We start from the raw sequence: 21207 nt of genomic DNA on the forward strand, positions 1-21207 counted from the left end.
TTCCCGCGTTCGCAGGGTCGTGTCATTCGTGTCATTCGCGGGCTTGAGCGTAGAGGGCTGAGCACTCAGGGCACTGCGGCATCGCTTCGTGATCTTGGCGGGGCACGAAGTACACGCCGCAAAGAGAACGAGCTCCGGTTCCATTGATGGTGCGCAGGGCGAGGTTCCGGCGATGGACGTAATGGGCGTGAGTCGTCGGCTCGGAGAGGGCGCGGATCCCCTGTCCGTTGAGCGCGCTGAGTTTGGCGACACGGCGTTCGAGAGTCCCCGTGGGGAGCATGTTCGAGAAGGAGGCTCGCGATTCACCGAAGTAGGCATCCCAGTCGGTTTCCGGGGGGTGGAGGACGGCGAGTAATGTGTTGCGGAGGCCCGTGGTGGTCCGGCTGCCCTTCCATCCGGGCTGTTCCTGCACGTCGATAACGACTTCCTCCCAGTTGTCGTCGTCCTCGACGTAGCGCACGACCTTGAGCCCTACGTGAGCGATCGTGGAGGACTGGGAACTGTCCGTGGTCGCGGCAGGGCGGGGGACATCGAATTCCACATAGCCGCCAGTTGCGACAGTCCGCAGGTGTGTGGTCAGCGCGCGCTGGATGTCGAGGTGCCATTCACCGACCAGTGCAGATGCCCTCTCGCGCTTCCAGAGCAAGGTGTCGTCTTCCGTCGGGAGCAGTGCCGCCATGCTCTCGTTCTGCTCGCGTCGCTCCAGGGCCTTGTAGAAGTCGTCGCGGTCCTCGTGTCCACCTTTCGCGAGGCCGGCAGCGACTACCCAGCAGACCCCGGCGGCATCGATCCAGATGGCACCTCGCCACTGGCCAGCGCGGATCTCGAAGAACGTCTTGCTGCTGACTGACTTAATGGTCCCGGCGTGAGTGTCCTCCGTCTGGTCCTCGCCGAAGCTCTCGGCAGCCTTCCGGAGAAGGGGGTGGTCCAAACCGGTGAAAGGGAGGGCATCGCCCGGGCGACCATCCATCACCGTGCGACGCACGAACGGCCCGCCCCAATCTGCGTCGAGTTCATCGGTGATAACGCGCAATGTGGGGCGGGCCGTGCGGTGCATGGACTCATGATGCCCGATAGGCGGTGAACTGCGGCGGGGCTCAGAGGAGTTCGGCGAGTTCCTCAGCGGCACGTGCGTCCACGGCATCGCGATGGGCGAAGTCGGCGGCGAGTCGACGTCGTGACTCGTGCCGTGCGATCTGGAAGTTCATGAGGTCGCGCATGAAGATGCGTCGATCCCGACCGACACGGTGTGAGGGGATCTCTCCGTCGTCCAGGAGCTTGTACAGATGCGTGCGGCTCATGCCCAGGCGCTTCGCGGCCGCGTTGGGCGACAGGGTGTCTGAGGGGTCGAAGGCGACGATGTCGTCGTCATTGCGCAGGCAGGCGACGAGGGCGTGGAGGAGTTCCTTCGATTCCACGGGCAGGTCATCGGCAAGGGATTCGAGGCAATCGACCTGGTCATCAGGGATCGGCAGCGAGGTGAGAGTTTCCATGGCTCCTTCTCGTCAAGTGACACCACTGCAACAGATGTCATAGATGACTCTAGGCGTCTCGTCGCCCCTCATGCAAGCTGGAGTGTCAACGCTGTGGAGGAACCCACTGAAGCGCCCTGGGTTCCGTTCCGAGTCTCAGCAAGGAGAATCGGAGCTTGCCCAAGAAGTTCAGTCCAGAGCTGCGTGACCGCGCCGTGCGCATGGTCCACGACCGTCAGGCCCGCGAGGGCGGTCCCCGTGCAGCATCGATCCGCGCCGTCGCACCACAGCTCGGCGTCGGCACCGAGACCCTGCGGATCTGGTGCAACCGTTACGGCCCCACCGAACCAACCGGCCCGGGAGAGCCGCTCGAGGAGGAGAACCGTCGGCTCCGGCGAGAGCTGGCTGAGGCGCGACGCGCGAACGAGATCCTGAAAGCCGCCTCAACGTTTTTCGCAGCGGAACTCGGCCGCCCCACGACGAAATGATCGCGTTCATCGACATGCACCGCGAGAAGTTCGGGGTCGAGGCCATCTGCCGCATCCTCGGAGCGACAGAATGTGGGTTCATCACCTCCCGCGGATACCGCGCAGCCAAGAGCAGGCCAGCCTCCGCTCGAAGCATGCGGGATGAGATCCTCGTGGAGGAGGTGATGCGGATTCATCAGGAGAATTACAGCGTCTACGGGGTCCGGAAGATGTGGCACGCCATGCGCCATGCGGGATGGGACGTGGGCCGAGACCAGGTAGCACGGCTGATGAAGATCGCAGGCCTCCAGGGCGTCCGCCGAGGTCGCAAGCCCGTCACCACCCGCCCCGCAGCCCGAGATGACCAGCGTCCCGACCTCGTCGAGCGGAGGTTCGTTGCGGACCGGCCGCAGCAGCTCTGGGTTGCCGATATTACCTATGTCCGAATACTCACCGGATTATGCTACGTCGCGTTCATCACCGATGCCTTCAGTCGGAGAATAGTCGGCTGGGCAGTCGCGCCAACCCTCCACACGGAGAACCTGCCACTGCTGGCATTGGAGCACGCACTTCTTTCAACGGGGGCGAGCAGGAATGAGAGCGGACTGATCCACCACTCCGACCGGGGCAGTCAAGGCGGATTCAACAGGTCGTCGCAACACCTTGATGTCGGAGGTGTTCGAGCATGGCCACAAAGGACTGGACCAAGAAGACGAGCGACGCGGCAGAGGAGCTTCGTCGGCAATGGCGTGCTGACCGGGCGCTGAGACCGCCGATGCGCTCGCCCGGACGTCCAGACCCGTCCCGGGAGGTGCAACGGCAGTTCTGGCGTCTGATCGCCACGGGCATCACGTCGGCAGAAGCGGCGCTCGCGGTCGGCGTGTCCGTGCCGGTCGGGTCCCGCTGGTTTCGCCACGCTGGCGGCATGCCGCCCATCTCGCTTGCTGAGCCCACCGGCCGATACCTGAGCTTCGAGGAACGCGAGGAGATCGCCATCCTGCACGCCCAGGACAAGGGCGTTCGTGAGATCTCCCGCGTGATCGGGCGTGACCCCGGAACCGTCTCACGCGAGCTGCGCCGCAACGCGGCGACTCGTGGCGGGAAGCTGGAGTACCGGGCCACGGTCGCCCAGTGGAAGGCGCAGCAGGCGGCCAAGCGGCCCAAGGTCGCGAAGCTTCTCAAGAACGAGAACTTGCGCCAATACGTCCACGAGCGGCTCGCCGGCGATGTTCGCCGGCCCGACGGCACGATCGTCACGGGCCCCACCCCGGCCCCGTGGAAGGGGCTGAACAAGCCGCACCGAGCGGACCGGCGGTGGTCGCTGGCCTGGAGCCCGGAACAGATCTCTCAGCGCCTGAAGCTCGACTTCCCCGATGATGAGTCCATGCGCATCAGCCACGAGGCGATCTACCAGTCGCTGTTCATCGAGGGCCGGGGGGCGCTCCAGCGAGAACTGGTCACCTGTCTTCGCACCGGTCGCGCGTTACGGCGTCCCCGGGCCCGGTCACGGAACAAGCCCGGTGGGCATGTCACGGCCGATGTGATCCTCAGCGAACGCCCCGCGGAAGCCGAGGACCGCGCCGTGCCCGGTCACTGGGAAGGCGACTTGATCATCGGCACAGGCAGGTCGGCGATCGGGACGATCGTTGAGCGCAGCAGCCGCTCAACGATCCTGGTCCACTTGCCCCGCATGGAGGGCTGGGCAGAGAAACCCCATGTAAAGAACGGGCCATCGCTGGGCGGCTACGGGGCCGTCGCGATGAACGCGGCGCTGAGTGCATCGATCACCACGCTGCCCGAACAGCTGCGCAAGACCCTAACCTGGGATCGCGGGAAGGAGCTCTCGGGGCACGCGCAGTTCGCGATGCAGACCGGCACGAAGGTGTTCTTCGCAGACCCCCATTCACCGTGGCAGCGACCGACGGACGAGAACACCAACGGCCTGCTCCGCCAGTACTTCCCCAAAGGCACAGACCTCTCGCGATGGTCCGCCGGGGACCTCGAGGCCGTCGCTCACGCACTCAACAACCGCCCCCGAAAGGTCCTCCAGTGGAATACACCCGCCGAAGTTTTCGAAGAGCAACTACGCTCACTACAACAACCCGGTGTTGCAACGACTGGTTGAACCCACGCAATACGTCTCTCTCGCCTACTCAGACGCTCTTCTCACTGCAGGTGTGAAAGCCTCGGTCGGCACCGTCGGTGATAGCTACGATAACGCGCTGGCCGAAACAGTGAATGGTCTCTACAAGGCGGAGCTGATCTACTCCAAGCGGATCTGGGAGTCAGTCAGCGAGGTCGAGCTCGCCACGATGGACTGGGTCCACTGGTGGAACACGGCCCGGCTCCACGAAGCTCTCGACTACCGCACCCCCGCAGCGGTCGAAACGTCCTACACTCACCCCACGACGACCGCGCCCGCGACCGTCTAACCACGGAACGAAACCCAGGGCGCTTCACTACGACGCGTTTCGCTGCAGCGGTGTACCCGCTGCTGTAAGCAAGGGGGAGGGTGATCAGCACCGTCGCCAGGCCTGCGCCCAGATAGACGGTGGCAAGGAGCAGGCCAAGCGGCGAACCGCTGATGGCTGCGCTCACGGCGATGAACGCTATGCCGAGTGATGTTGCAGAGATCAACGCAGCTGCACCCGCGATCAGGTTCTGGTCCTTCCTCTCGAGGAAGGTCGCGGCGGCCAGAGTTTCCTCGATCGCGCCGTGGACCGGCACCTGGCTGTACCCCTCCAGGCGGAGGTTGACCTGCCTCCGTTGACGGACGTCGAGGACGGTGCGCTTCTTCGTCATACGTCCATCGTGCGGACGGGTCTGACAAAGCAGACGGCCCGCACCCCGCCGAAGCGGGATGCGGGCCGTCGAGGCGGGGGCTGCGCGCGCCCCGGGGGACCGGTCAGACCGGTCCCGGAGGGATCAGATGCCCTCGATGTTGATCGCGGAGATGCCGCGGTCGGTGCGCTCGGTCTCGAAGGAGACCTTCTGGTTCTCCTCGAGGTTGCGGTAGCCGGAGCCGGTGATGTTGCTGAAGTGGGCGAACACGTCGGCGGAGCCGTCGTCGGGGGCGATGAAGCCGAAGCCCTTGTCGGCGTTGAACCACTTCACGGTGCCAGTAGCCATGCGGAATTTCCTTCGATACGAAGAGCAGCGTCTGCGCTCTGTGCGGGCGCGGCGGCGTCTCCGCCACGCGGCCCCGCACCGACGGTCCGGCGTGCGCCGGACCCGAGCGGGGAGTCTTGAGGGGTGCGTGCCGAGCCGGTGCCGTCGTCCGGGCAGACCGCAGCGGCCGCTCGGCGCGCAGTGCGCGAGGGCTCGTCGGTCGGGCGGGGAGGGCAGGGGATGGACGTCCGCGGGGCCCGATGGGGCTCGGTCGTCGTTCGGCTGGAGATCTCGATCAGATCCTCGGTATCACGCGGAGCGCACGGTGCGCTCATGGTCCGTAGACCAATGTTCAACGATAGGGGATCGATACTGTCCAAGGCAATCCCATGTGCCCCGCTCCACGCCCGTCGATGCAGATGGCGACCGTAATGCCCGGGATGTCGGTCCTTCGGTCCCGGACGGAGTGACCACTGGCTCGGCCACTGCCGCGAGCCCGCACCTAAACTGTCCGCGACGACCGCGGCCTGATCCCGATCCGTACAGCGAGGTGTGAGCGATGATCGACGTGCTCTGGGGCATCGGAGGGATGGCGGGGCTGCTGTTCATCGCCTTCGCCCTCTCCAGCAATCGGCGGGCCGTCCGCCCCCGCACCGTGATCGCGGCGCTCGCCCTGCAGGTGGGCTTCGGCGTGCTGGTGCTGTTCTGGGGACCCGGCCGCTGGCTGCTGCAGCAGGTCTCCACCGGCTTCCAGGCCGTCATCGACACCTCCGGCGAGGGCATCTCCTTCCTGTTCGGTTCGCTGATCCCCGAGGAGGGCAGCGTCTTCGCCCTGCAAGTGCTGCCGGTGATCGTGTTCTTCGCCTCGCTCACCGCGGTGCTCTACCACTGGGGGATCCTGCAGAAGGTGGTCGAGCTGCTCGGCGGTGCCCTCGGCAAGCTGCTGGGCACCAGCCACGCCGAGTCCGTCAACGCCGCCGCCAACATCTTCGTCGGCCAGACCGAGGCGCCCCTGGTCATCCGGCCCTACATCAAGCGCCTCTCCCGCTCCGGCCTGTTCGCCGTGATGGTCGGCGGTCTCTCCACCGTCGCCGGCTCCGTGCTGGTGGGCTACTCCCTGCTCGGCGCCCCGCTGGAGTACCTGATCGCGGCGAGCTTCATGGCCGCCCCCGGCGCCCTGCTGATGGCGAAGATCCTGGTGCCCGAGGACGACCCCGAGGCCGTCGCCCGCGAGCAGGAGCTGGTCCACGCCGGCCGCACCCGCCGTCGCGGCGCCGCCGGCACCACGGCCTCCCCGGGTGCCGCGGCCGAGGGGGAGACCCCGCTCGAGGCCGAGGCCGACGCGGAGGTGAGCGAGGAGGCCGACGAGCTCGCGGAGATGAAGCATCGCAACGTCATCGACGCCGCCGCCTCCGGCGCCTCCGACGGCCTGCGCCTGGCCCTGAACGTCGGCGCCATGCTGCTGGCCTTCATCTCCCTGATCGCCCTGCTGAACCTCCTGATCGGCGTGGTCGCCGGCTGGTTCGGCTACGGCGACCTCACCTTCGAGCAGATCCTGGGCTGGGTGTTCTCCCCGGTGATGATGATGATCGGCGTGCCCTGGAGCGAGGCGGTCGACGCCGGCAGCTTCCTGGGCCAGAAGATCGTGCTCAACGAGTTCGTGGCTTTCTCGAACTTCGCCCCCACCATCGGCGACTTCAGCCCCAAGACCGCCGCGATCATCACCTTCGCCCTCACCGGCTTCGCGAACCTCAGCTCCTTCGGCATCCTGCTGGGCGGCCTCGGCGGCCTGGCCCCCGAGCGTCGCAGCCAGATCGCCGAGCTCGGCATGCGTGCCATCCTCGGCGGCACCCTGGCGAACCTGATGAGCGCCACCATCGCGGGCGTGCTGATCGGCTGACCGCGCAGCGGAACGATCATCCCGGTGACGGCCGGCGGGCCCCGGTCCGCCGGCCGTCACCGAGTGCGTCGACCCCACGTGCACGGCGGGGTACGAGGAGGGGGCCTACACCGAGATCTCCACGACCGCCGCCCGGTTCACGGCCTCCGCGACCGAGGACCTCGAGGCGCCGGAGCTGACCGTCAGCCTGACCTCCGTCGTCGACGGGCCGCTGACCACCCTCACGCTGCGCTATCAGAACGCCGGCAGCGGGACCGACGGCCAGCAGCAGGACATCGGCATCTCGCCGATGACCTTCACCGCCGAGGACTGTCCGGCCTGATCCCGCCCGGACACGGCGACGGCGGCGGACACGGTGCCCTTGGCGTCCTCGACGGCCTCCTCGCCCTGCGCCTTGACCTGCTGGGTCTTGCCCTCGGTCTCCATCTCCTTGTTGTCCGTGAGCTTGCCCAGGCCCTCCTTGGCCTTCCCGGCCAGGCGGTCAGCGGTGCTGTTGTCGTTCGTGCCCATCAGGTTCTCCTCGGTCGTACGGGTGACGACGGTCACGTCGCCTCGGTCATTCTAAGGACGGCGGAGCACACAGCCCAGTCGGGACTGACCGCCCGGTCGCCGGCTCAGGACCGATGCCGGCTCCACCACAGCGCCGCCTGCACCCTCGACTCCAGACCGAGCTTGTCCAGCGCGTGGCCCAGGTGGGACTTCACGGTGGTGACCTCGACGAACAGCTCCCGGGCGATCTGCTGGTTGCTCATCCCGCGGGCGACCAATGCCAGCACCTCCTCCTCGCGGCGGGTGAAGCGCGGCGGCCCGCCCACCGGCTCCGGCTCCGCCTCAGGGGCGCGCTCGTGCAGGGCGGCGACGACGGTGCGGGTCGCGGCGGGGGAGAGCACCGCGTCGCCGCCGTGGACGTCGCGCACCGCCTGCACGATCCGGGCCGGCTGCTCGGACTTCACCAGGTAGCCGTCGGCCCCGGCGGCCAGGGCCCCGAGCACGGAGGCGTCGAGGTCGAAGCCGGAGATCACCAGCACCCGCGCCCCGGTCTCCCGCAGTCGCGGGGTGATCTCGATGCCGGTGGCGCCGGGCATGCGGACGTCGGTGAGCACCACCTCGGGGCGATGCTCCCGGGCGGCGGCGAGGGCGCTGGGACCGTCGGCCGCCTCGGCGACGACGGCGATGCCCGCGGCGGCCTCCAGCAGGGCGACCAGGCCGGAGCGGACCGCGGGGTGGTCCTCGGCGACCAGCACACGGATCGGCTGCCCGGAGGGACTGGTGCTCATGGCGTCTCCTGCGGTGTCGGTGTCGGGGACGAGGGCGAGGGCGAGGGCGAGGGCGGGGCCGAAGGGGAGGGTGCGGGCGCGGCGGGACGGGCGGGGAGGCGCGCCTCGACCAGCCAGCCCCCCGTGCCGTCAGTGCCGTCAGTGCCGTCGGGGACGTCGGACGGGCCGGAGCGGGCGGTGCCGCCGACGGCCCGGGCCCGGGCGGACAGCGAGTCCCGGCCCAGGCCGGTCCCGACGGGGCCGCCGTCCCGGGCATTGCGCAGCGTGAGCACGACCTCCTCGCCGTTCCGGTGCAGGCGCAGGGACATCGGCGCGCGGCCGTGACGCAGGGCGTTGGCGACGGCCTCGGTGGCGATGCGCAGCAGGGCCGCCCGCACCGCCGGGTCCACCCGCTCGGGGTCGGCGGCGGCCGGGTCCAGCTCGATCCCGGCGGCCGGGTCTCCGCCCCGCAGGCGTTCCGCGAGCGCCTCCCAGTCCACGGTGACCTCGGGGGCCGCCTCCGCATCCTCGGCCAGCACCGTGATCATCGCGCGCAGGTCCCGCAGCGCCGCCCGGGAGGACTCCCCGGCGGTGGCCAGGGAGCGGTCCCGCGCCTCGCCCGTGGGCAGGGTGGCGGCCAGGCCCGTGTGCAGGGAGACCGCGCCGAGGTGCCCGGCGATCACGTCGTGCAGGTCGTGGGCGATGCGCCGCCGTTCGGCCTCCACCTCCTGCTGGGCGCGGCTGCGGGCCAGGGCCTGCTCCGCGGCGGCCAGCGCCTCGGCGTCCCGGCGGGCCTGCCGGTGGTGGCGCACCTCCCAGGCCCACAGCAGCGGCGTCATCACCAGCAGCGTCGCCAGCAGCAGCACGCCCCACAGGTGCGGCCCGAAGCCGCCGATGATCCAGGCGAGGGCGAAGGCGAGCACGCTCAGCGCCGTGCCGAGGACCGTGGTGGCGCGGGCCAGGCGGCGGGAGCCGTGGTTCACCGGCTCGAAGAGGGCCTCGAACAGCAGCAGGTAGGCGCCGAGCTGCCCGCCGCCGAGGATCTCGATCACGGACAGCGGGCCGGCGACGGCCAGCACCACCACCGGCGCGCGGCGGCGCAGCACCGTCGAGGCGGCCCCCACGATCAGCAGGGGGAGGGAGACCGAGGTCGGCCAGAGCGGTTCCCCGCCGAGCACGGGATTGTTGTCCAGGCCGGCAGCCGCCAGCACCGTCACGATCGCCACGTACAGCAGTGCCACCCTCACGTCCCCGGCCTCCACCCGCGGGGGAGCGGGGCGCGGGTCGTCGGCGGTGGTCTCCATGTCGGCAGACTACGTGCGAATCCCCAGCTCCCGGCGGGGTCGGACCCGGTATCGGCACCTTCGGAGGAGGACGCGGCGCGGGGTGCCCGGGAAGGCTGAGGGACATGGACGCCCTCCCCCATGCCGCCGGCCCCCTGGGCCTGCTGATTCTCGCGCTCGTCGACTCCACCTCGATGGGCACCCTGGTGATCCCCGTGTTCCTGCTGATCGCCGCCCGCGGCGGCGCCCGCGCGGCCGCGGGACGCACCGTGCTCTACCTGGCCGTGATCGGCGTCTTCTACCTGGTGCTGGGGGCACTGCTGCTCGCCGGGCTGCTGCCGCTGCTCGGGGCCCTGATGGACTGGCTGAGCTCCGGGCCGGGCACGGTGCTGGCCGCGCTCGCCGGGGCCGGTCTGCTGTGGTGGTCCCATCGCAGCGACCCGGCCGTCATCCGCAAGCGCGGCGGCGACCCGGAAGCCTCCTCCCGGCGCTGGATCACCCGGGTGCGGGACACCGCGGGCCGACCCCGCGCGGTGGTCGGGCTGGCGCTGCTGGCCGGGGTGATCGAGGCGGCCTCGATGCTGCCCTACCTCGCGGCGATGGGGATCATCGCGGACCTGGGCATCGGCTGGGCCCGCGGTGTCGGTGTGCTCGTGGCCTACTGCGCGGTGATGATCCTGCCCGCCCTGCTGCTGAGCGGCCTGCGGGTGGTGCTGGGGCGCTCCGCCGACCGCGCCCTGGAGCGCCTGCAGGACTGGCTGGCCCGCTCGGCGGCCGGCGGGCTGTCCTGGACCACCGGCATCGTCGGGGTGCTGCTGCTGGTGCACACGCTCGGCCCCGCGATCGGCGCACTCACCGGGACCTGATCGCTCTGCCCGACCGGACCGACCCGACCGACCCGACCCGACTGACCTGATCGGCCACGCCGATCCGCCCGGCCTGCCCCGATCCCGGGGGCCGCCGACTTGGCCGCGGCCCGGCGATGCCGTAGAACCGCACCATGAGCACCGACGCCACCCGCCCGAGCCCCGCCCCCACCGCGACGGACTGGACCGTGCCCGGCCTCCGCCTGCGCGACGTCACCCTGCCGGTGCCGCTGGACCACGACGACCCCACCTCCCCGCGCCTCGAGCTGTTCGCGCGCCTGGTCACCGCCGAGGGTGGCGAGGACCGGCCCTGGCTGGTGTACCTGCAGGGCGGCCCCGGCTCCGAGGCGCCCCGGCTGCTGGACGCGAGCACCCCGCCGTGGCTGCCCCGGGCCCTGCGCGAGCACCGCGTGGTGCTGCTGGACCAGCGCGGCACCGGCCGTTCCACCCCCGTGGGCCTGAACGCCCCGCTGCCGGAGGGCGCGATCGACGGCGCCGCCACCCTGGCGGAGGCCACCCCCGCGCAGCAGGCCGCCTACCTCACCGAGTTCCGCGCCGACGCGATCGTGCGCGACGCCGAGCTGCTGCGGGAGCACCTGGGGGCCGAGCGCTGGAGCCTGCTGGGGCAGTCCTTCGGCGGCTTCACCGCCCTGCGCTACCTCAGCGCCGCCGCCTCCTCCCTGGACACGGTCCTGTTCACCGGGGGCCTGCCCGCCGTCGCCACCGACCCGGCCACCCTCTACGCCACCACCTGGGAGGGCATGGCCGCCCGCAGCGAGCGGTACTGGGCACGCTTCCCCGAGGACCGCGACCGCTTCCGGCGCCTCGCCGAGCGGGCCGCGGCCGGCACCCTGCGCCTGCCCGACGGCTCCGCGGTGGGCGTCGAACGGCTGCGCCGGCTCGGGCACCTGCTGGGCGCCTCCTCCGGGGCCGAGCGCCTGCACCTGCTGCTGGAGCTGGACCCCGACACCCCGGCCTTCGCCCACGACCTCGCCGCGGCCCTGCCCTTCTCCGGCCGCAACCCGCTGTACGCGGTGCTGCACGAGTCCTGCTGGGCCGACGGCGGCGCCACCGCCTGGGCCGCCGAACGCTCCCAGCCGGCCGCGGTGCGCGATGACCCCACCCTGCTGGCCGGGGAGCACATGCACCGCGAGGCCATCGCCGAGGACCCGGAGCTGGCCCCCTTCGCGGAGGCCGCCGCGCTGCTCGCCGAACACGAGTGGCCCCGGCTGTACGCCGAGGACGCCCTGCGCGCCGCCGACGTCCCCGCCGCGGCCGCGGTGTACTACGACGACGCCTACGTGCCGCGGGAGCACTCGATGGCCACCGCGGCCCTGCTGCCGCGGATGCGGACCTGGGTGACCAGCGAGTACGAGCACAACGGGCTCCGCGCGAGCGGGGAGGGCGTGCTGGACCACCTGCTCGACCTGGTCCACGGCCGCCGCGCCCCCTGAGCGCGGCGGGGCCGGACGCTCGTCCCGCGTCCGGCCCGGCCCGCGGTGGAATAGTGTGTGCCCACCATTGCGGGCCGCACCCACCCATGCCGGCACCGCTCCACCGGGATCGACGACGATCCCCGGCTCCTTTGAGGAGTGCCATGAGCGCAGCCGCCACCCCGGCGCCCACCCGTCGCCGCCGACCCGGACGCCCCCGCAACCAGGACTCCGCCGTGATCCGGGAGCGGATCCTGCTGGCCGCCGTCGACCTCATCGCCCGCCAGGGCTACGCCGCCACCTCCATGGCGCAGGTCGCCGAGGCCGCCGGGGTCTCGCCCTCGGGGCTCGTGCACCACTTCGGCTCCAAGAAGGCCCTGCTCGGCGCGGTGCTCGAGCATCGCGACGCCGTGGACAGCGACCCCCGTCCGCCCACCGGCCAGACCCCCTGGAACATGTTCGAGCACCTCGTCGGCGTCGCCCGGAACAACATGGACCGCCGCCAGATCGTGCGGCTCTACACGACGATGGTGGGGGAGGCCGTGACCCCCGAGCACCCCGCCCACGCCTGGATGGTCGGGCACTACACCGACGTGATGCACAAGCTGACCGAGGGCATGCGGATCGACCGCGAGGCCGGGCACCTGGACCCCGCGGCCCCGATCGAGCACCTGGCCCGGGAGATGGTGGCCCTGATGGACGGCCTGCAGGTGCAGTGGCTGCTGGACCCGGGGGTCGACATGGCCGGCATCCTGCGCGAGCACGTCGACCGACTGCGGGAGACCTGGGGAACGACCCCCGACTGACCTGACGGTGGCGACCGTGAGACGACATGTCACGGAACGGTCACGGCTTCCTGGGCGCAAGCGGGGAATCCGGGCACGCCCCTAGCGTGCGGATGTCCCCGGGCGGCCTCCGGCCTGCCCACCCCCTGCCCCGGAGGTCGAGCCATGAGCCTCGATGCCCAGCCCGCCGCGTCCACCGCCCCGCCCCAGGCCGCGGACGCCACCGAGATCTCCGAGGCACGTGCGGCCGCCGCGGAGTCCCTGGAGGACTACACCCTCCGCTTCGCCCCCCGCTCCTACCGGAAGTGGGGCCCCGGCGTCGTCGCCACCAGCGCGCTCGGCGGCATCGCCTACCTCGCGGACTTCTCCATCGGCGCCAACATCGGTCTCACCCATGGCACCGTGAACGGCCTGATCGGCATCCTGGTCGCCGCGACCATCATCTTCCTCACCGGGTTCCCCCTGGCCTACTACGCGGCCCGCTACAACCTGGACCTCGACCTGATCACCCGCGGCGCCGGCTTCGGCTACTACGGCTCCGTGATCACCAACGTGATCTTCGCGAGCTTCACCTTCATCTTCTTCGCCCTCGAGGGCTCGATCATGGCGCAGGGCCTCTACCTGGGCCTCGGCATCCCCCGCTGGATCGGCTACCTGATCTCCACCCTGATCATCTTCCCGCTGGTCATCTTCGGGATGAAGGCCCTGGCCAAGCTGCAGGTCGCCACCACCCCGGTGTGGCTGATCCTGATGGTGATCCCCGTCGTCTACCTGGTGGTCTCCCACCCCGACTCGGTCTCCACCTTCATCGCCTACGCGGGCGACAGCGGCGGCGGCATCAGCTTCGCCTCCGCCATGCTCGCCGCCGGCGTCTGCCTCTCCCTCATCGCGCAGATCGCCGAGCAGATCGACTACCTGCGCTTCATGCCCCCGCGCACCGCCGAGAACCGCCGCTCCTGGTGGGCCGCCACCATCCTCGGCGGCCCCGGCTGGGTCATCTTCGGCGCCACCAAGCAGATCCTCGGCATGTTCCTGGCGATCTACCTGGTGTCCACCGTGCCCGGCGCCCGCGAGTTCGCCAACGAGCCCGTCCAACAGTTCCTGGTCACCTACGAGCAGCTGATGCCGGCCTGGCTGGCCCTGGTGCTGGCCGTGATCCTGGTGGTCATCTCCCAGATCAAGATCAACGTCACCAATGCCTACTCCGGCTCCCTGGCCTGGACCAACTCCTTCACCCGCCTCACCAAGCGCTACCCCGGCCGCCTCGTGTTCCTCGGCGTGAACCTCGCGATCGCCCTGGTGCTGATGGAGGCGAACATGTTCGACTTCCTCAACGGCATCCTCAGCTTCTACGCGAACCTCGCGATGGCCTGGATCTGCGTGGTCGCCACCGACATCGTCATCAACAAGTACCTGCTGAAGCTCTCCCCGAAGAAGCCCGAGTTCCGCCGCGGCATGCTGCACGACTGGAACCCCGTCGGCATCGTCTCCCTGCTGCTCTCCGGCGGCATCTCGATCGCCATCTACTTCGGGGCCCTCGGCGAGACCGTCCAGCCCTACTCCCCGCTGTTCGCCGTCGGCATCGCCGTCCTCGCCACCCCGCTGATGGCCGTCGCCACCCAGGGCCGCTTCTATCTCCGTCGCACCGACGACGGGATCGACCTGCCGATGTACGACGAGGACGGCAACCCCTCCGGCGAGACCCTCACCTGCCACGTCACCGGGATGGACTTCGAGCGCCCGGACATGATCGCCTCCGCCGCGCCCGGCCCGAACGGTGAGAAGCTCTACCTGAGCTCGCTCGCCCTCGCGACGGACCGCACCGGTGAGCACGTCCTGCCCAAGGAGTGATCCGTGCAGTTCTCCCCGGCCGATGTCGAGAAGCTGCTGCTGGCGACGGCGGGCATGGTGGCCCGTGACCGCCTCGCCCGCGGCGTCCGGCTGAACCACCCCGAGGCGGTGGCCCTGCTCAGCACCTGGGTCATCGAACAAGCCCGTGACGGGGAGAGCGTCGAGCACCTCATGGTCGCCGGCCGGGAGGTGCTCACCCGGGAGCAGGTGATGGAGGACGTGCCCGCCCTGCTGGAGGACGTGCAGGTCGAGGCCACCTTCCCCGACGGCCGCAAGCTCGTCACCATCCACCACCCGATCGACTGAGGCCCCATGAGCACTGCGCACGAGACCCCGGGCGGGGCGGGGGAGCGCCCCGCCCCCGGCGCCATCCGGGTGCGCCCCGGCACCCGCAAGCTGAACCACCGCGCCGACCCCGACGACCGGATGGAGCTGGTGCTGGAGAACACCGGGGACCGGCCCGTGCAGATCGGCTCCCACATCCACCTGCCCGACGTGAACGCCGCGGTGACCCTGGACCGCGAGGCCGCCCGCGGCTTCCGCCTGGACATCCCCTCCGGCACCTCCCTGCGCTTCGAGCCCGGCGCCTCCCGCCAGGTCGCCGCGGTGCGCTTCTCCGGCAGCGGCCGTGTGCCCGGCCTGCAGATGCGCCCGGAGGGCCACGACGACGCGGCGGACGATGGTGCCGGGACGGGGGAGCGGGCATGAGCCGCCTCGACGCCGAGCGCTACGCCGCCCTCTACGGTCCCACCACCGGCGACCAGATCCGCCTGGGCGACACCGACCTCTGGATCGAGGTGGAGGAGGACCGCACCTACGGCGGCGAGGAGGCCGTCTTCGGCGGCGGCAAGTCGATCCGCGAGTCCATGGGTCAGGGGACCACCACCCGCGACGAGGGTGCCCCCGACACCGTCATCACCAACGCGATCGTGCTGGACCACTGGGGCGTCGTCCGTGCCGACGTGGGCCTGCGCGACGGCCGCATCGCGGCCCTCGGCAAGGCGGGCAACCCCGACGTCTCCGCCGGCGTCCACCCGGCCCTGCGCATCGGCCCCTCCACCGACGTCATCGCGGGGGAGGGGAGGATCCTCACCGCCGGAGCCTTCGACACCCACGTCCACCTGCTCTCCCCCTCGCAGATCCACGAGGCCCTGGCCACCGGCATCACCACCATCGGCGGCGGCGGCACCGGACCCTCCGAGGGCTCCCGCGCCACCACCGTCACCCCCGGCGCCTGGCACCTCGGCCGCATGCACCGGGCCCTGGACGCCCTGCCGGTCAACGTGCTGCTGCTGGGCAAGGGCAACACCGTCTCCGCGGAGGGCCTCGCCGAGCAGGCGCTCGCCGGGGCCGCCGGCTACAAGGTCCACGAGGACTGGGGCGCCACCCCCGCCGCGATCGACGCCTCCCTGCGCGCCGCCGCCGAGCACGGCCTGCAGGTGGCCCTGCACTCGGACTCGCTGAACGAGGCCGGCTTCGTCGAGTCCACCATTGGCGCGATCGACGGCCGCACCATCCACGCCTTCCACATCGAGGGCGCCGGCGGCGGCCACGCCCCCGACATCCTCGAGATCGCCTCCCTGCCGCACGTGCTGCCCGGCTCGACCAACCCCACTCTCCCGCACACGGTGAACACGGTCGCCGAGCATCTGGACATGCTCATGGTGTGCCACCACCTCAAGGCCTCCGTGCCCGAGGACCTCGCTTTCGCCGAGTCCCGCATCCGCGCCACCACCATCGCCGCCGAGGACCTCCTGCACGACATGGGCGCCCTGTCGATCACCTCCTCGGACGCGCAGGCGATGGGCCGCATCGGCGAGGTCATCGCCCGCACCTGGCAGGTGGCCCACGTGATGAAGCAGCGGGTCGGCCCGCTCGGGGGCACGCTGCCCGCCGACAACGAGCGCGCCCGCCGCTACGTCGCGAAGTACACGATCAACCCCGCCATCGCCCACGGCGTCGACGCCCACCTCGGTTCCGTCGAGGAGGGCAAGATGGCCGACCTGGTGCTGTGGGACCCGCGCTTCTTCGGGGTGCGACCCTCCCTGGTGATCAAGGGCGGCGCGATCGCCTGGGCCGCCCTCGGGGACCCCAACGCCTCGATCCCCACCCCGCAGCCGGTGCTCATGCGCCCCACCTTCGGCGACGCCGTCGGCGCGGATCTCTCCGTCTCCTTCGTCGCGCCCGCCGCGATCGAGGACGGCCTGCGGGAGCGGCTGGGCCTGCGCCGCGAGCTGCTGCCGGTGGCCGACACCCGCGGCGTCACCAAGGCGGACCTGATCAACAACGACGCCCTGCCGCGCATCGACATCCGCGCCGACACCTTCGCCATCTCCATCGACGGCGAGCCGGTCGAGCCCGCCCCCGCGGCCGAGCTGCCGCTGGCGCAGCTCTACCAGATGTTCTGAGCGGCATGACTCCGCCCGCCACCCGACCCGCGCCGCCGTCCGCTCCAGGACACGCCCCGCCGCCGGATCCGCAACCGGACCCGGCCACCGTGGCCCTGCTGCTGGCCGACTCCCGCCTGCCCGTCGGCGCGCACGTCACCTCCAATGGACTCGAGGCGGCCTTGCGCGAGGGCCTGGCGCCGGACCGCATCGGCGACTACCTGGCCTCGCGGATGCAGACCGTCACCGCGGTGGAGGCCGGCGTCGCCGTCATCGCTCGGCACCTCGTCCTCACCGCCGCCCCCGAGGAGCTGCCCGGCCGGGTCGCCTCGCTGCGCGCCCACTGGGCCGCCCGCACCCCCTCCCGCGCCCAGCGGGAGATCGCCGTGGTGCTCGGCGACGGGCTCGCGCGCCTGGCCGCGGTGCTGTGGCCCACGATCCTCGACGCCGCCACGGTGACCGCCGCTCCCGGGGCCGGCGGGGATGCTCCCGTGGGTCCGGGCGGGGACGACCCCGGGGGCGCGGCGCGCGCCGCGGACCGCCGGGCCCCCGCTCGCGGCCTCCCCCGCGCGCTCGTGCTCGGCCTGATCGCCGCCGCCGTGGGCATCGACGCCCCCGCCCTGGTGCGTCTGGTCGCCTACGACGACGCCCAGACCGTGATCGCCGCCCAGCTCAAGCTGGAGCCCTCCGATCCCCGGTTCGGGGCCGCCCAGGTGCTCGCCGCCTGCGCCGCCCTCGACCCCGAGGTGGGAGCCCTGGCGGCCCTCACCGACCCCGCGCAGCTGCCAAGCTCCGGGGCGCCCCTGACCGAGCACTGGGCCGAGGCCCAGGCCACCCTCCCGAGGAGACTGTTCCGTGCCTGAGACCGCCCTCTTGTCTTCCGCCTCCGCCGCCCCCGGCCCGTCTGCCCACCCCGCCTCCGCGCCGGCCCCGACCACGCCGCAGCGCTCCCTGCGCCTGGGCATCGCCGGCCCCGTCGGCACCGGCAAGAGCTCGCTGATCGCCACCATCTGCCGCGCCATGGCCGAGGAGATCCGCATCGGCGTGATCACCAACGACATCTACACCGACGAGGACGCCCGCTTCCTGCGCTCCGCCGGGGTGCTGGACCCCGAGCGCATCCGCGCCGTCGAGACCGGCGCCTGCCCCCACACCGCCATCCGCGATGACGTCACCGCGAACCTCGCCGCCGTCGAGGACCTCGAGGCCGACTTCGCCCCGCTGGACCTCGTGCTCGTCGAGTCCGGCGGCGACAACCTCACCGCCACCTTCTCCCCGGACCTGGTCGACGCCCAGATCTTCGTGCTCGACGTGGCCGGCGGCGGGGACGTGGCCCGCAAGGGCGGCCCCGGCATCGGCCGCGCCGACCTGCTGGTGGTCAACAAGATCGACCTCGCCCCGCACGTCGGCGTCGACGTGGAGCAGATGGTCGCCGACGCCGTCGAGGCGCGCGAGGGCTCTCCGGTGCTGGCCCTGTCGCGCCACCGCGAGGACACCGTGGACGCCCTGCGCGGCTGGGTGCATCAGATCCTCGCCGCCCACACCGGCGGAACCCACGTGCCGCAGGACCCGGGCCCGATGGCCCCGCACTTCCATGCGGAGGACGAGGAGCACGCTCACTCCCACGACCACGCGCACCCGCACGAGCACGCGCCGACCGCCGGGCGATGACGTGGATCGCCCTCGCCGCGCGCGAGGACGGCGCCGCGGGTCCCGCCCGGCTCGCCCTGCGGCCGGGCCTGCTGCAGCCCCGCGCCATCGCCCGCGGCACGCGGCACGCCCGGGTGGCGCTGGTGGCGGGCGGCGCGATGCTGCTCGGGGGCGACGCCGTGCGGGTGGAGGTCGAGGTGGATGACGGCTGCACCCTCGAGATCGAGGACGTCGGCGGCACCGTCGCCTACGAGAGCACCGGGGAGCCGAGCCGCTTCGACGTCGCCGTCACCCTGGGCCGGGACGCGCAGCTGCTCTGGCGGGCCCACCCCTTCGTGGTCGCCGCCGGGGCCGACGTGGACCGGCAGACCGTGATCGACCTGGGGGAGGACTCCTCCGTGCTGCTGCGGGAGACGTTGGTGCTGGGCCGCAGCGGGGAGCGCGGCGGACGGATCCGCAGCGGTCTGCACGCGAGGGTCCAAACGACGGATGCGGCGGCGTACCCGCTGCTGCACGAGGAGCTCGCGCTCGACGGTGCGGCCGGACGGGTCGGGGTGCTCGGCGAGCACCGGGTGCTGGACAGCGCGATCCTGCTGGGCCGTCGTCCGCCGGGGGCGACGCGACCGAAGGGGGTCACCGTACTGGAGCTGGACGGCCCCGGCGCGATGGCCCGGCGGGTCGCGGACGCCACCCACGGCACCGGGATCGACGCCGTGATGGAGGCGTGGGCCCCGCGGGTGGACCCGGCGTAGGGGTCGGAGATGCCCCGGTCGGTCGCGGGTGGGGACGCGCGGGGAGCGGGGCTCAGCCGCGGGCGCGGCGGTAGGCCACCCGGAACGGCGCGGGGTGGCTGAAACGGGTGCGCGCGCGGATGGACGTGCTGCAGGTGGCCACCGAGGGGTAGCGCACGCGGGACATCGGGAGGCAGCGCTTGGCGCGGCTCACCGGGCGGTCACCGGGCTGGTGCTCGAGACGATCATGCGGTCTCCTCAGTCGGCCGGACCGGGGTCCGGCGCGGCAGATGGTCGGGTCCGCAGCACTCCCGATGCGCGGGATGCCTGCCGGAGAGGACTCCGAAGCGGACGGTCACGGGTGCCCGACGTGGACGTCGGGGCAGATCCCCCATTCCCCCGAGCCCCCGTCCCGCGGCGGGGTCGCCGCCGGAGGGGTCGCTCCCTCCCCGGGGGTGCCGAGGCCCTGGCCGGGGCGGCTTCACACGTGGGGAGGTAGCGATCAGAGGATCACGAGATGATCATTGGACACAAGTCGTTGCCGGAGGGTAATAAAAGTATGAATGTCCTTTATCGCCGGACTGGAGGTCTCTGACCTGCGACGTTGTACTCGGAAAATAATGAGTGGGGGCTGTCACGCCGCGAGTCGGAACACATCGGCAACTGCGCGGAACGAGGAAATCGGGCGAAGGGGGATCCCTTTTGCCCTCTGTGTCCCGGGACACATCGGGCGCTGACCGGGCGCGTAGTCTCAAGCCTTGACCGCCATCGCGCCCGCCCCCACCCGCCCCATCGGCTCCCTCACCGTCTCCGCCCTCGGCCTCGGCGTGATGCCGCTGTCGATGGGGCGCACCCCCGCCGACGTCGTGCTCGCCACCAAAGGCGGCATCACCCGCGGCGAGGGTGAGACCTGGGGTCGCGACGGCTCGCCCGGCTCGGCGTCGACGCGATCGACCTGTACTACTGGCACCGGCCCGACCGCCGCCTGCGCTACGCCGACTCCGTCGAGGCCCTCGCAGCGCTGCAGCAGGAGGGGCTGATCCGTGAGATCGGCATCTCCAACGCCGACGTCGAGGAGATCGACGTGGTCCGCGAGCTGCGCCACTGCGAGGAGCACGGGATCGCCTTCGTGCCCTGGTCGCCGCTCGGCGGCATCGGCGGCGGCTCGGCCGGGGTGGGGGAGCGCTCCCCCGCGATCGGCGAGGCGGCCCGCGCGCACGGCGTCAGCCCGCAGCAGGTGACCCTGGCCTGGGAGCTGTCCCTGGGCGAGCGGGTGGTGCCGATCTCCGGTGCCGGACGCCCCGCCTCGATCCTCGACTCCGCCGGCGCGATGACCCTGCGCCTGGAGCCGGCCGAGCTGGAGGCCATCGGCACGATCCTGGAGGGCTGAGGCCTCCCGCTGCCGGACGTCTCTCCACCCGGCCGCCCGTGCCCCGGGCGCCCACGCCCCCGGGCCCCCACCCGGGAGCGGGGCGGCGGCGGGAAAAGTGCTTGCGAGGGTCTGCGAGGATCGAGGCATGATCCCGATGACCGCCGACGACCTCCGCGCCGCCCTCGTGAACGGCTCCAAGGGCGACGCCAAGCGCGCCACCCTGCCCGAGCTGGACGGCGTGGACTGGGAGTCCCTGGACTACCTGGGCTGGCAGGACGCCAAGCGGCCCCGCCTGCACTACGTGGCGCTCGAGCTGGACGGCGCGCCCGCCGTGATGATCCTGCGGGGCGCGGAGAACCCGCCGGCGAAGAAGGTGCTGTGCTCCTGGTGCGAGGACGTCGTCGAGGGCATCCGCGCCGCCTCCTTCGTGGCGCCGCTCGCCGGGGACTCGGGACGCCGCGGCAACACCGTCGGCACCATGATCTGCGCCGACTTCCGCTGCTCCCGCAACGTGCGCCGCGCCCCCAGCTCCTTCGAGCTGCGCACCGAGGACCCGGAGCTGCTGGCCTACCACCGCGAGGAGAAGATCGCCGGACTGCGGGAGCGGTCCAGCGCCTTCGTCCGCGCCGTGCAGCGCGGCTGAGCC

The 21207-nt window shown here is 71.6% G+C and carries 24 protein-coding genes, 1 pseudogene and 1 other annotated feature; of the genes and pseudogenes, 18 read left to right on the forward strand and 7 right to left on the reverse strand.

What is annotated here, in order from left to right:
* Positions 1 to 31: 31 nt before the first annotated feature.
* Together OM98_RS05410 and OM98_RS05415 are read right to left on the reverse strand one after the other, a co-directional pair.
* Positions 32 to 1057 carry a DUF3039 domain-containing protein gene (locus OM98_RS05410; protein ID WP_010533575.1) on the reverse strand — a complete coding sequence of 342 codons (1026 nt, stop codon included), beginning with the start codon at positions 1055 to 1057 and terminating at the stop codon, positions 32 to 34.
* Positions 1058 to 1097: 40 nt separating this feature from the next.
* Complete coding sequence (locus OM98_RS05415; RefSeq protein ID WP_010533576.1) at positions 1098 to 1493, reverse strand: helix-turn-helix domain-containing protein; 396 nt, start codon at positions 1491 to 1493, stop codon at positions 1098 to 1100.
* Between the two features lie 155 nt (positions 1494 to 1648).
* Here OM98_RS05415 and OM98_RS15520 point away from each other — a divergent pair, with 155 nt between their 5' ends.
* The 4 genes and pseudogenes from OM98_RS15520 to OM98_RS05425 all read left to right on the forward strand — a co-directional run.
* A complete protein-coding gene (locus OM98_RS15520; RefSeq protein WP_010533577.1) occupies positions 1649 to 1960 on the forward strand; it encodes a transposase in 312 nt (103 codons plus the stop codon).
* Positions 1918 to 2020, forward strand: a sequence feature (AL1L pseudoknot). Its footprint overlaps the gene before it by 43 nt.
* On the forward strand, positions 1957 to 2706 hold the full coding sequence (locus tag OM98_RS15140; protein ID WP_010533578.1) for an IS3 family transposase: 750 nt from the start codon (positions 1957 to 1959) through the stop codon (positions 2704 to 2706). It overlaps the preceding feature by 64 nt. Before OM98_RS15520 ends, OM98_RS15140 begins: the two co-directional genes overlap by 4 nt.
* 8 nt (positions 2707 to 2714) lie before the next feature.
* On the forward strand, positions 2715 to 4064 hold the full coding sequence (locus tag OM98_RS05420; protein WP_425358395.1) for an IS30 family transposase: 1350 nt from the start codon (positions 2715 to 2717) through the stop codon (positions 4062 to 4064).
* Between the two features lie 4 nt (positions 4065 to 4068).
* Positions 4069 to 4371: pseudogene (locus OM98_RS05425) on the forward strand (integrase core domain-containing protein); the annotation flags it as partial.
* A 493-nt stretch (positions 4372 to 4864) separates the two neighbouring features.
* On the opposite strand, the gene OM98_RS05435 reads toward OM98_RS05425, so the two are convergent.
* Complete coding sequence (locus tag OM98_RS05435; protein WP_010533582.1) at positions 4865 to 5068, reverse strand: cold-shock protein; 204 nt, start codon at positions 5066 to 5068, stop codon at positions 4865 to 4867.
* A 538-nt stretch (positions 5069 to 5606) separates the two neighbouring features.
* Between OM98_RS05435 and OM98_RS05440 the strand changes: the two genes are divergently transcribed.
* Positions 5607 to 6947 carry a NupC/NupG family nucleoside CNT transporter gene (locus OM98_RS05440; protein WP_010533583.1) on the forward strand — a complete coding sequence of 447 codons (1341 nt, stop codon included), beginning with the start codon at positions 5607 to 5609 and terminating at the stop codon, positions 6945 to 6947.
* A gap of 234 nt (positions 6948 to 7181) precedes the next feature.
* Here the strand turns inward: OM98_RS05440 and OM98_RS15145 are convergent, their stop codons facing one another.
* The 3 genes from OM98_RS15145 to OM98_RS05455 all read right to left on the reverse strand — a co-directional run bounded on the left by OM98_RS15145 (position 7182) and on the right by OM98_RS05455 (position 9507).
* Positions 7182 to 7493 (reverse strand): CsbD family protein, encoded by a 312-nt coding sequence (locus OM98_RS15145; protein WP_010533584.1) that lies wholly within the window; start codon positions 7491 to 7493, stop codon positions 7182 to 7184.
* A 68-nt stretch (positions 7494 to 7561) separates the two neighbouring features.
* A complete protein-coding gene (locus OM98_RS05450; RefSeq protein ID WP_010533585.1) occupies positions 7562 to 8224 on the reverse strand; it encodes a response regulator in 663 nt (220 codons plus the stop codon).
* The gene (locus tag OM98_RS05455; protein ID WP_010533586.1) at positions 8221 to 9507 is read right to left on the reverse strand and encodes a sensor histidine kinase; all 1287 of its coding nucleotides are present in this window, start codon (positions 9505 to 9507) and stop codon (positions 8221 to 8223) included. Before OM98_RS05455 ends, OM98_RS05450 begins: the two co-directional genes overlap by 4 nt.
* A gap of 104 nt (positions 9508 to 9611) precedes the next feature.
* Here OM98_RS05455 and OM98_RS05460 point away from each other — a divergent pair, with 104 nt between their 5' ends.
* From OM98_RS05460 to OM98_RS05505, 10 genes are all read left to right on the forward strand, one after another.
* Positions 9612 to 10352, forward strand: coding sequence for a GAP family protein (locus OM98_RS05460; protein ID WP_010533587.1), 741 nt, complete (start codon positions 9612 to 9614; stop codon positions 10350 to 10352).
* 134 nt (positions 10353 to 10486) lie between these two features.
* Positions 10487 to 11806 carry an alpha/beta fold hydrolase gene (locus OM98_RS05465; protein ID WP_010533588.1) on the forward strand — a complete coding sequence of 440 codons (1320 nt, stop codon included), beginning with the start codon at positions 10487 to 10489 and terminating at the stop codon, positions 11804 to 11806.
* Positions 11807 to 11949: 143 nt separating this feature from the next.
* On the forward strand, positions 11950 to 12591 hold the full coding sequence (locus tag OM98_RS05470; RefSeq protein WP_010533589.1) for a TetR/AcrR family transcriptional regulator: 642 nt from the start codon (positions 11950 to 11952) through the stop codon (positions 12589 to 12591).
* Between the two features lie 144 nt (positions 12592 to 12735).
* A complete protein-coding gene (locus OM98_RS05475) occupies positions 12736 to 14421 on the forward strand; it encodes a purine-cytosine permease family protein (protein ID WP_010533590.1) in 1686 nt (561 codons plus the stop codon).
* Between the two features lie 3 nt (positions 14422 to 14424).
* The gene (locus tag OM98_RS05480; protein ID WP_010533591.1) at positions 14425 to 14727 is read left to right on the forward strand and encodes an urease subunit gamma; all 303 of its coding nucleotides are present in this window, start codon (positions 14425 to 14427) and stop codon (positions 14725 to 14727) included.
* A gap of 6 nt (positions 14728 to 14733) precedes the next feature.
* On the forward strand, positions 14734 to 15129 hold the full coding sequence (locus OM98_RS05485; RefSeq protein ID WP_010533592.1) for an urease subunit beta: 396 nt from the start codon (positions 14734 to 14736) through the stop codon (positions 15127 to 15129).
* The gene (locus tag OM98_RS05490) at positions 15126 to 16829 is read left to right on the forward strand and encodes an urease subunit alpha (protein ID WP_010533593.1); all 1704 of its coding nucleotides are present in this window, start codon (positions 15126 to 15128) and stop codon (positions 16827 to 16829) included. Before OM98_RS05485 ends, OM98_RS05490 begins: the two co-directional genes overlap by 4 nt.
* An 89-nt stretch (positions 16830 to 16918) precedes the next feature.
* Complete coding sequence (locus tag OM98_RS05495) at positions 16919 to 17671, forward strand: urease accessory protein UreF (RefSeq protein WP_010533594.1); 753 nt, start codon at positions 16919 to 16921, stop codon at positions 17669 to 17671.
* Positions 17664 to 18479 carry an urease accessory protein UreG gene (ureG, locus tag OM98_RS05500; protein WP_010533595.1) on the forward strand — a complete coding sequence of 272 codons (816 nt, stop codon included), beginning with the start codon at positions 17664 to 17666 and terminating at the stop codon, positions 18477 to 18479. The genes OM98_RS05495 and ureG overlap by 8 nt, the downstream gene beginning before the upstream one ends.
* On the forward strand, positions 18476 to 19210 hold the full coding sequence (locus OM98_RS05505; RefSeq protein WP_010533596.1) for an urease accessory protein UreD: 735 nt from the start codon (positions 18476 to 18478) through the stop codon (positions 19208 to 19210). The genes ureG and OM98_RS05505 overlap by 4 nt, the downstream gene beginning before the upstream one ends.
* A gap of 52 nt (positions 19211 to 19262) precedes the next feature.
* On the opposite strand, the gene OM98_RS15835 is transcribed toward OM98_RS05505, so the two are convergent.
* The gene (locus OM98_RS15835) at positions 19263 to 19403 is read right to left on the reverse strand and encodes a hypothetical protein (protein WP_175285941.1); all 141 of its coding nucleotides are present in this window, start codon (positions 19401 to 19403) and stop codon (positions 19263 to 19265) included.
* 544 nt (positions 19404 to 19947) lie between these two features.
* Here OM98_RS15835 and OM98_RS16140 point away from each other — a divergent pair.
* From OM98_RS16140 to OM98_RS05515, 3 genes are all read left to right on the forward strand, one after another.
* Positions 19948 to 20229 carry a hypothetical protein gene (locus tag OM98_RS16140; protein ID WP_245528722.1) on the forward strand — a complete coding sequence of 94 codons (282 nt, stop codon included), beginning with the start codon at positions 19948 to 19950 and terminating at the stop codon, positions 20227 to 20229.
* Positions 20145 to 20579, forward strand: a complete 435-nt coding sequence (locus OM98_RS15150) for an aldo/keto reductase (protein ID WP_245528742.1) — start codon at positions 20145 to 20147, stop codon at positions 20577 to 20579. Before OM98_RS16140 ends, OM98_RS15150 begins: the two co-directional genes overlap by 85 nt.
* Before the next feature lie 127 nt (positions 20580 to 20706).
* A complete protein-coding gene (locus OM98_RS05515) occupies positions 20707 to 21204 on the forward strand; it encodes an FBP domain-containing protein (protein ID WP_010533599.1) in 498 nt (165 codons plus the stop codon).
* The last annotated feature ends 3 nt before the right edge of the window (positions 21205 to 21207 follow it).

This window comes from Brachybacterium squillarum M-6-3 (assembly GCF_000225825.1).
GTDB classification, from domain to species: domain Bacteria; phylum Actinomycetota; class Actinomycetes; order Actinomycetales; family Dermabacteraceae; genus Brachybacterium; species Brachybacterium squillarum.

Bases quoted from the DNA above. Each gene is read 5' to 3' on its own strand.
- OM98_RS05410 (WP_010533575.1), bottom strand. From the start codon at position 1,057: ATGCACCGCACGGCCCGCCCCACATTGCGCGTTATCACCGATGAACTC.
- OM98_RS05415 (WP_010533576.1), bottom strand. From the start codon at position 1,493: ATGGAAACTCTCACCTCGCTGCCGATCCCTGATGACCAGGTCGATTGC.
- OM98_RS15140 (WP_010533578.1), top strand. From the start codon at position 1,957: ATGATCGCGTTCATCGACATGCACCGCGAGAAGTTCGGGGTCGAGGCC.
- OM98_RS05420 (WP_425358395.1), top strand. From the start codon at position 2,715: ATGCGCTCGCCCGGACGTCCAGACCCGTCCCGGGAGGTGCAACGGCAG.
- OM98_RS05435 (WP_010533582.1), bottom strand. From the start codon at position 5,068: ATGGCTACTGGCACCGTGAAGTGGTTCAACGCCGACAAGGGCTTCGGC.
- OM98_RS05440 (WP_010533583.1), top strand. From the start codon at position 5,607: ATGATCGACGTGCTCTGGGGCATCGGAGGGATGGCGGGGCTGCTGTTC.
- OM98_RS05450 (WP_010533585.1), bottom strand. From the start codon at position 8,224: ATGAGCACCAGTCCCTCCGGGCAGCCGATCCGTGTGCTGGTCGCCGAG.
- OM98_RS05455 (WP_010533586.1), bottom strand. From the start codon at position 9,507: ATGGAGACCACCGCCGACGACCCGCGCCCCGCTCCCCCGCGGGTGGAG.
- OM98_RS05460 (WP_010533587.1), top strand. From the start codon at position 9,612: ATGGACGCCCTCCCCCATGCCGCCGGCCCCCTGGGCCTGCTGATTCTC.
- OM98_RS05465 (WP_010533588.1), top strand. From the start codon at position 10,487: ATGAGCACCGACGCCACCCGCCCGAGCCCCGCCCCCACCGCGACGGAC.
- OM98_RS05470 (WP_010533589.1), top strand. From the start codon at position 11,950: ATGAGCGCAGCCGCCACCCCGGCGCCCACCCGTCGCCGCCGACCCGGA.
- OM98_RS05475 (WP_010533590.1), top strand. From the start codon at position 12,736: ATGAGCCTCGATGCCCAGCCCGCCGCGTCCACCGCCCCGCCCCAGGCC.
- OM98_RS05485 (WP_010533592.1), top strand. From the start codon at position 14,734: ATGAGCACTGCGCACGAGACCCCGGGCGGGGCGGGGGAGCGCCCCGCC.
- OM98_RS05490 (WP_010533593.1), top strand. From the start codon at position 15,126: ATGAGCCGCCTCGACGCCGAGCGCTACGCCGCCCTCTACGGTCCCACC.
- OM98_RS05505 (WP_010533596.1), top strand. From the start codon at position 18,476: ATGACGTGGATCGCCCTCGCCGCGCGCGAGGACGGCGCCGCGGGTCCC.
- OM98_RS05515 (WP_010533599.1), top strand. From the start codon at position 20,707: ATGATCCCGATGACCGCCGACGACCTCCGCGCCGCCCTCGTGAACGGC.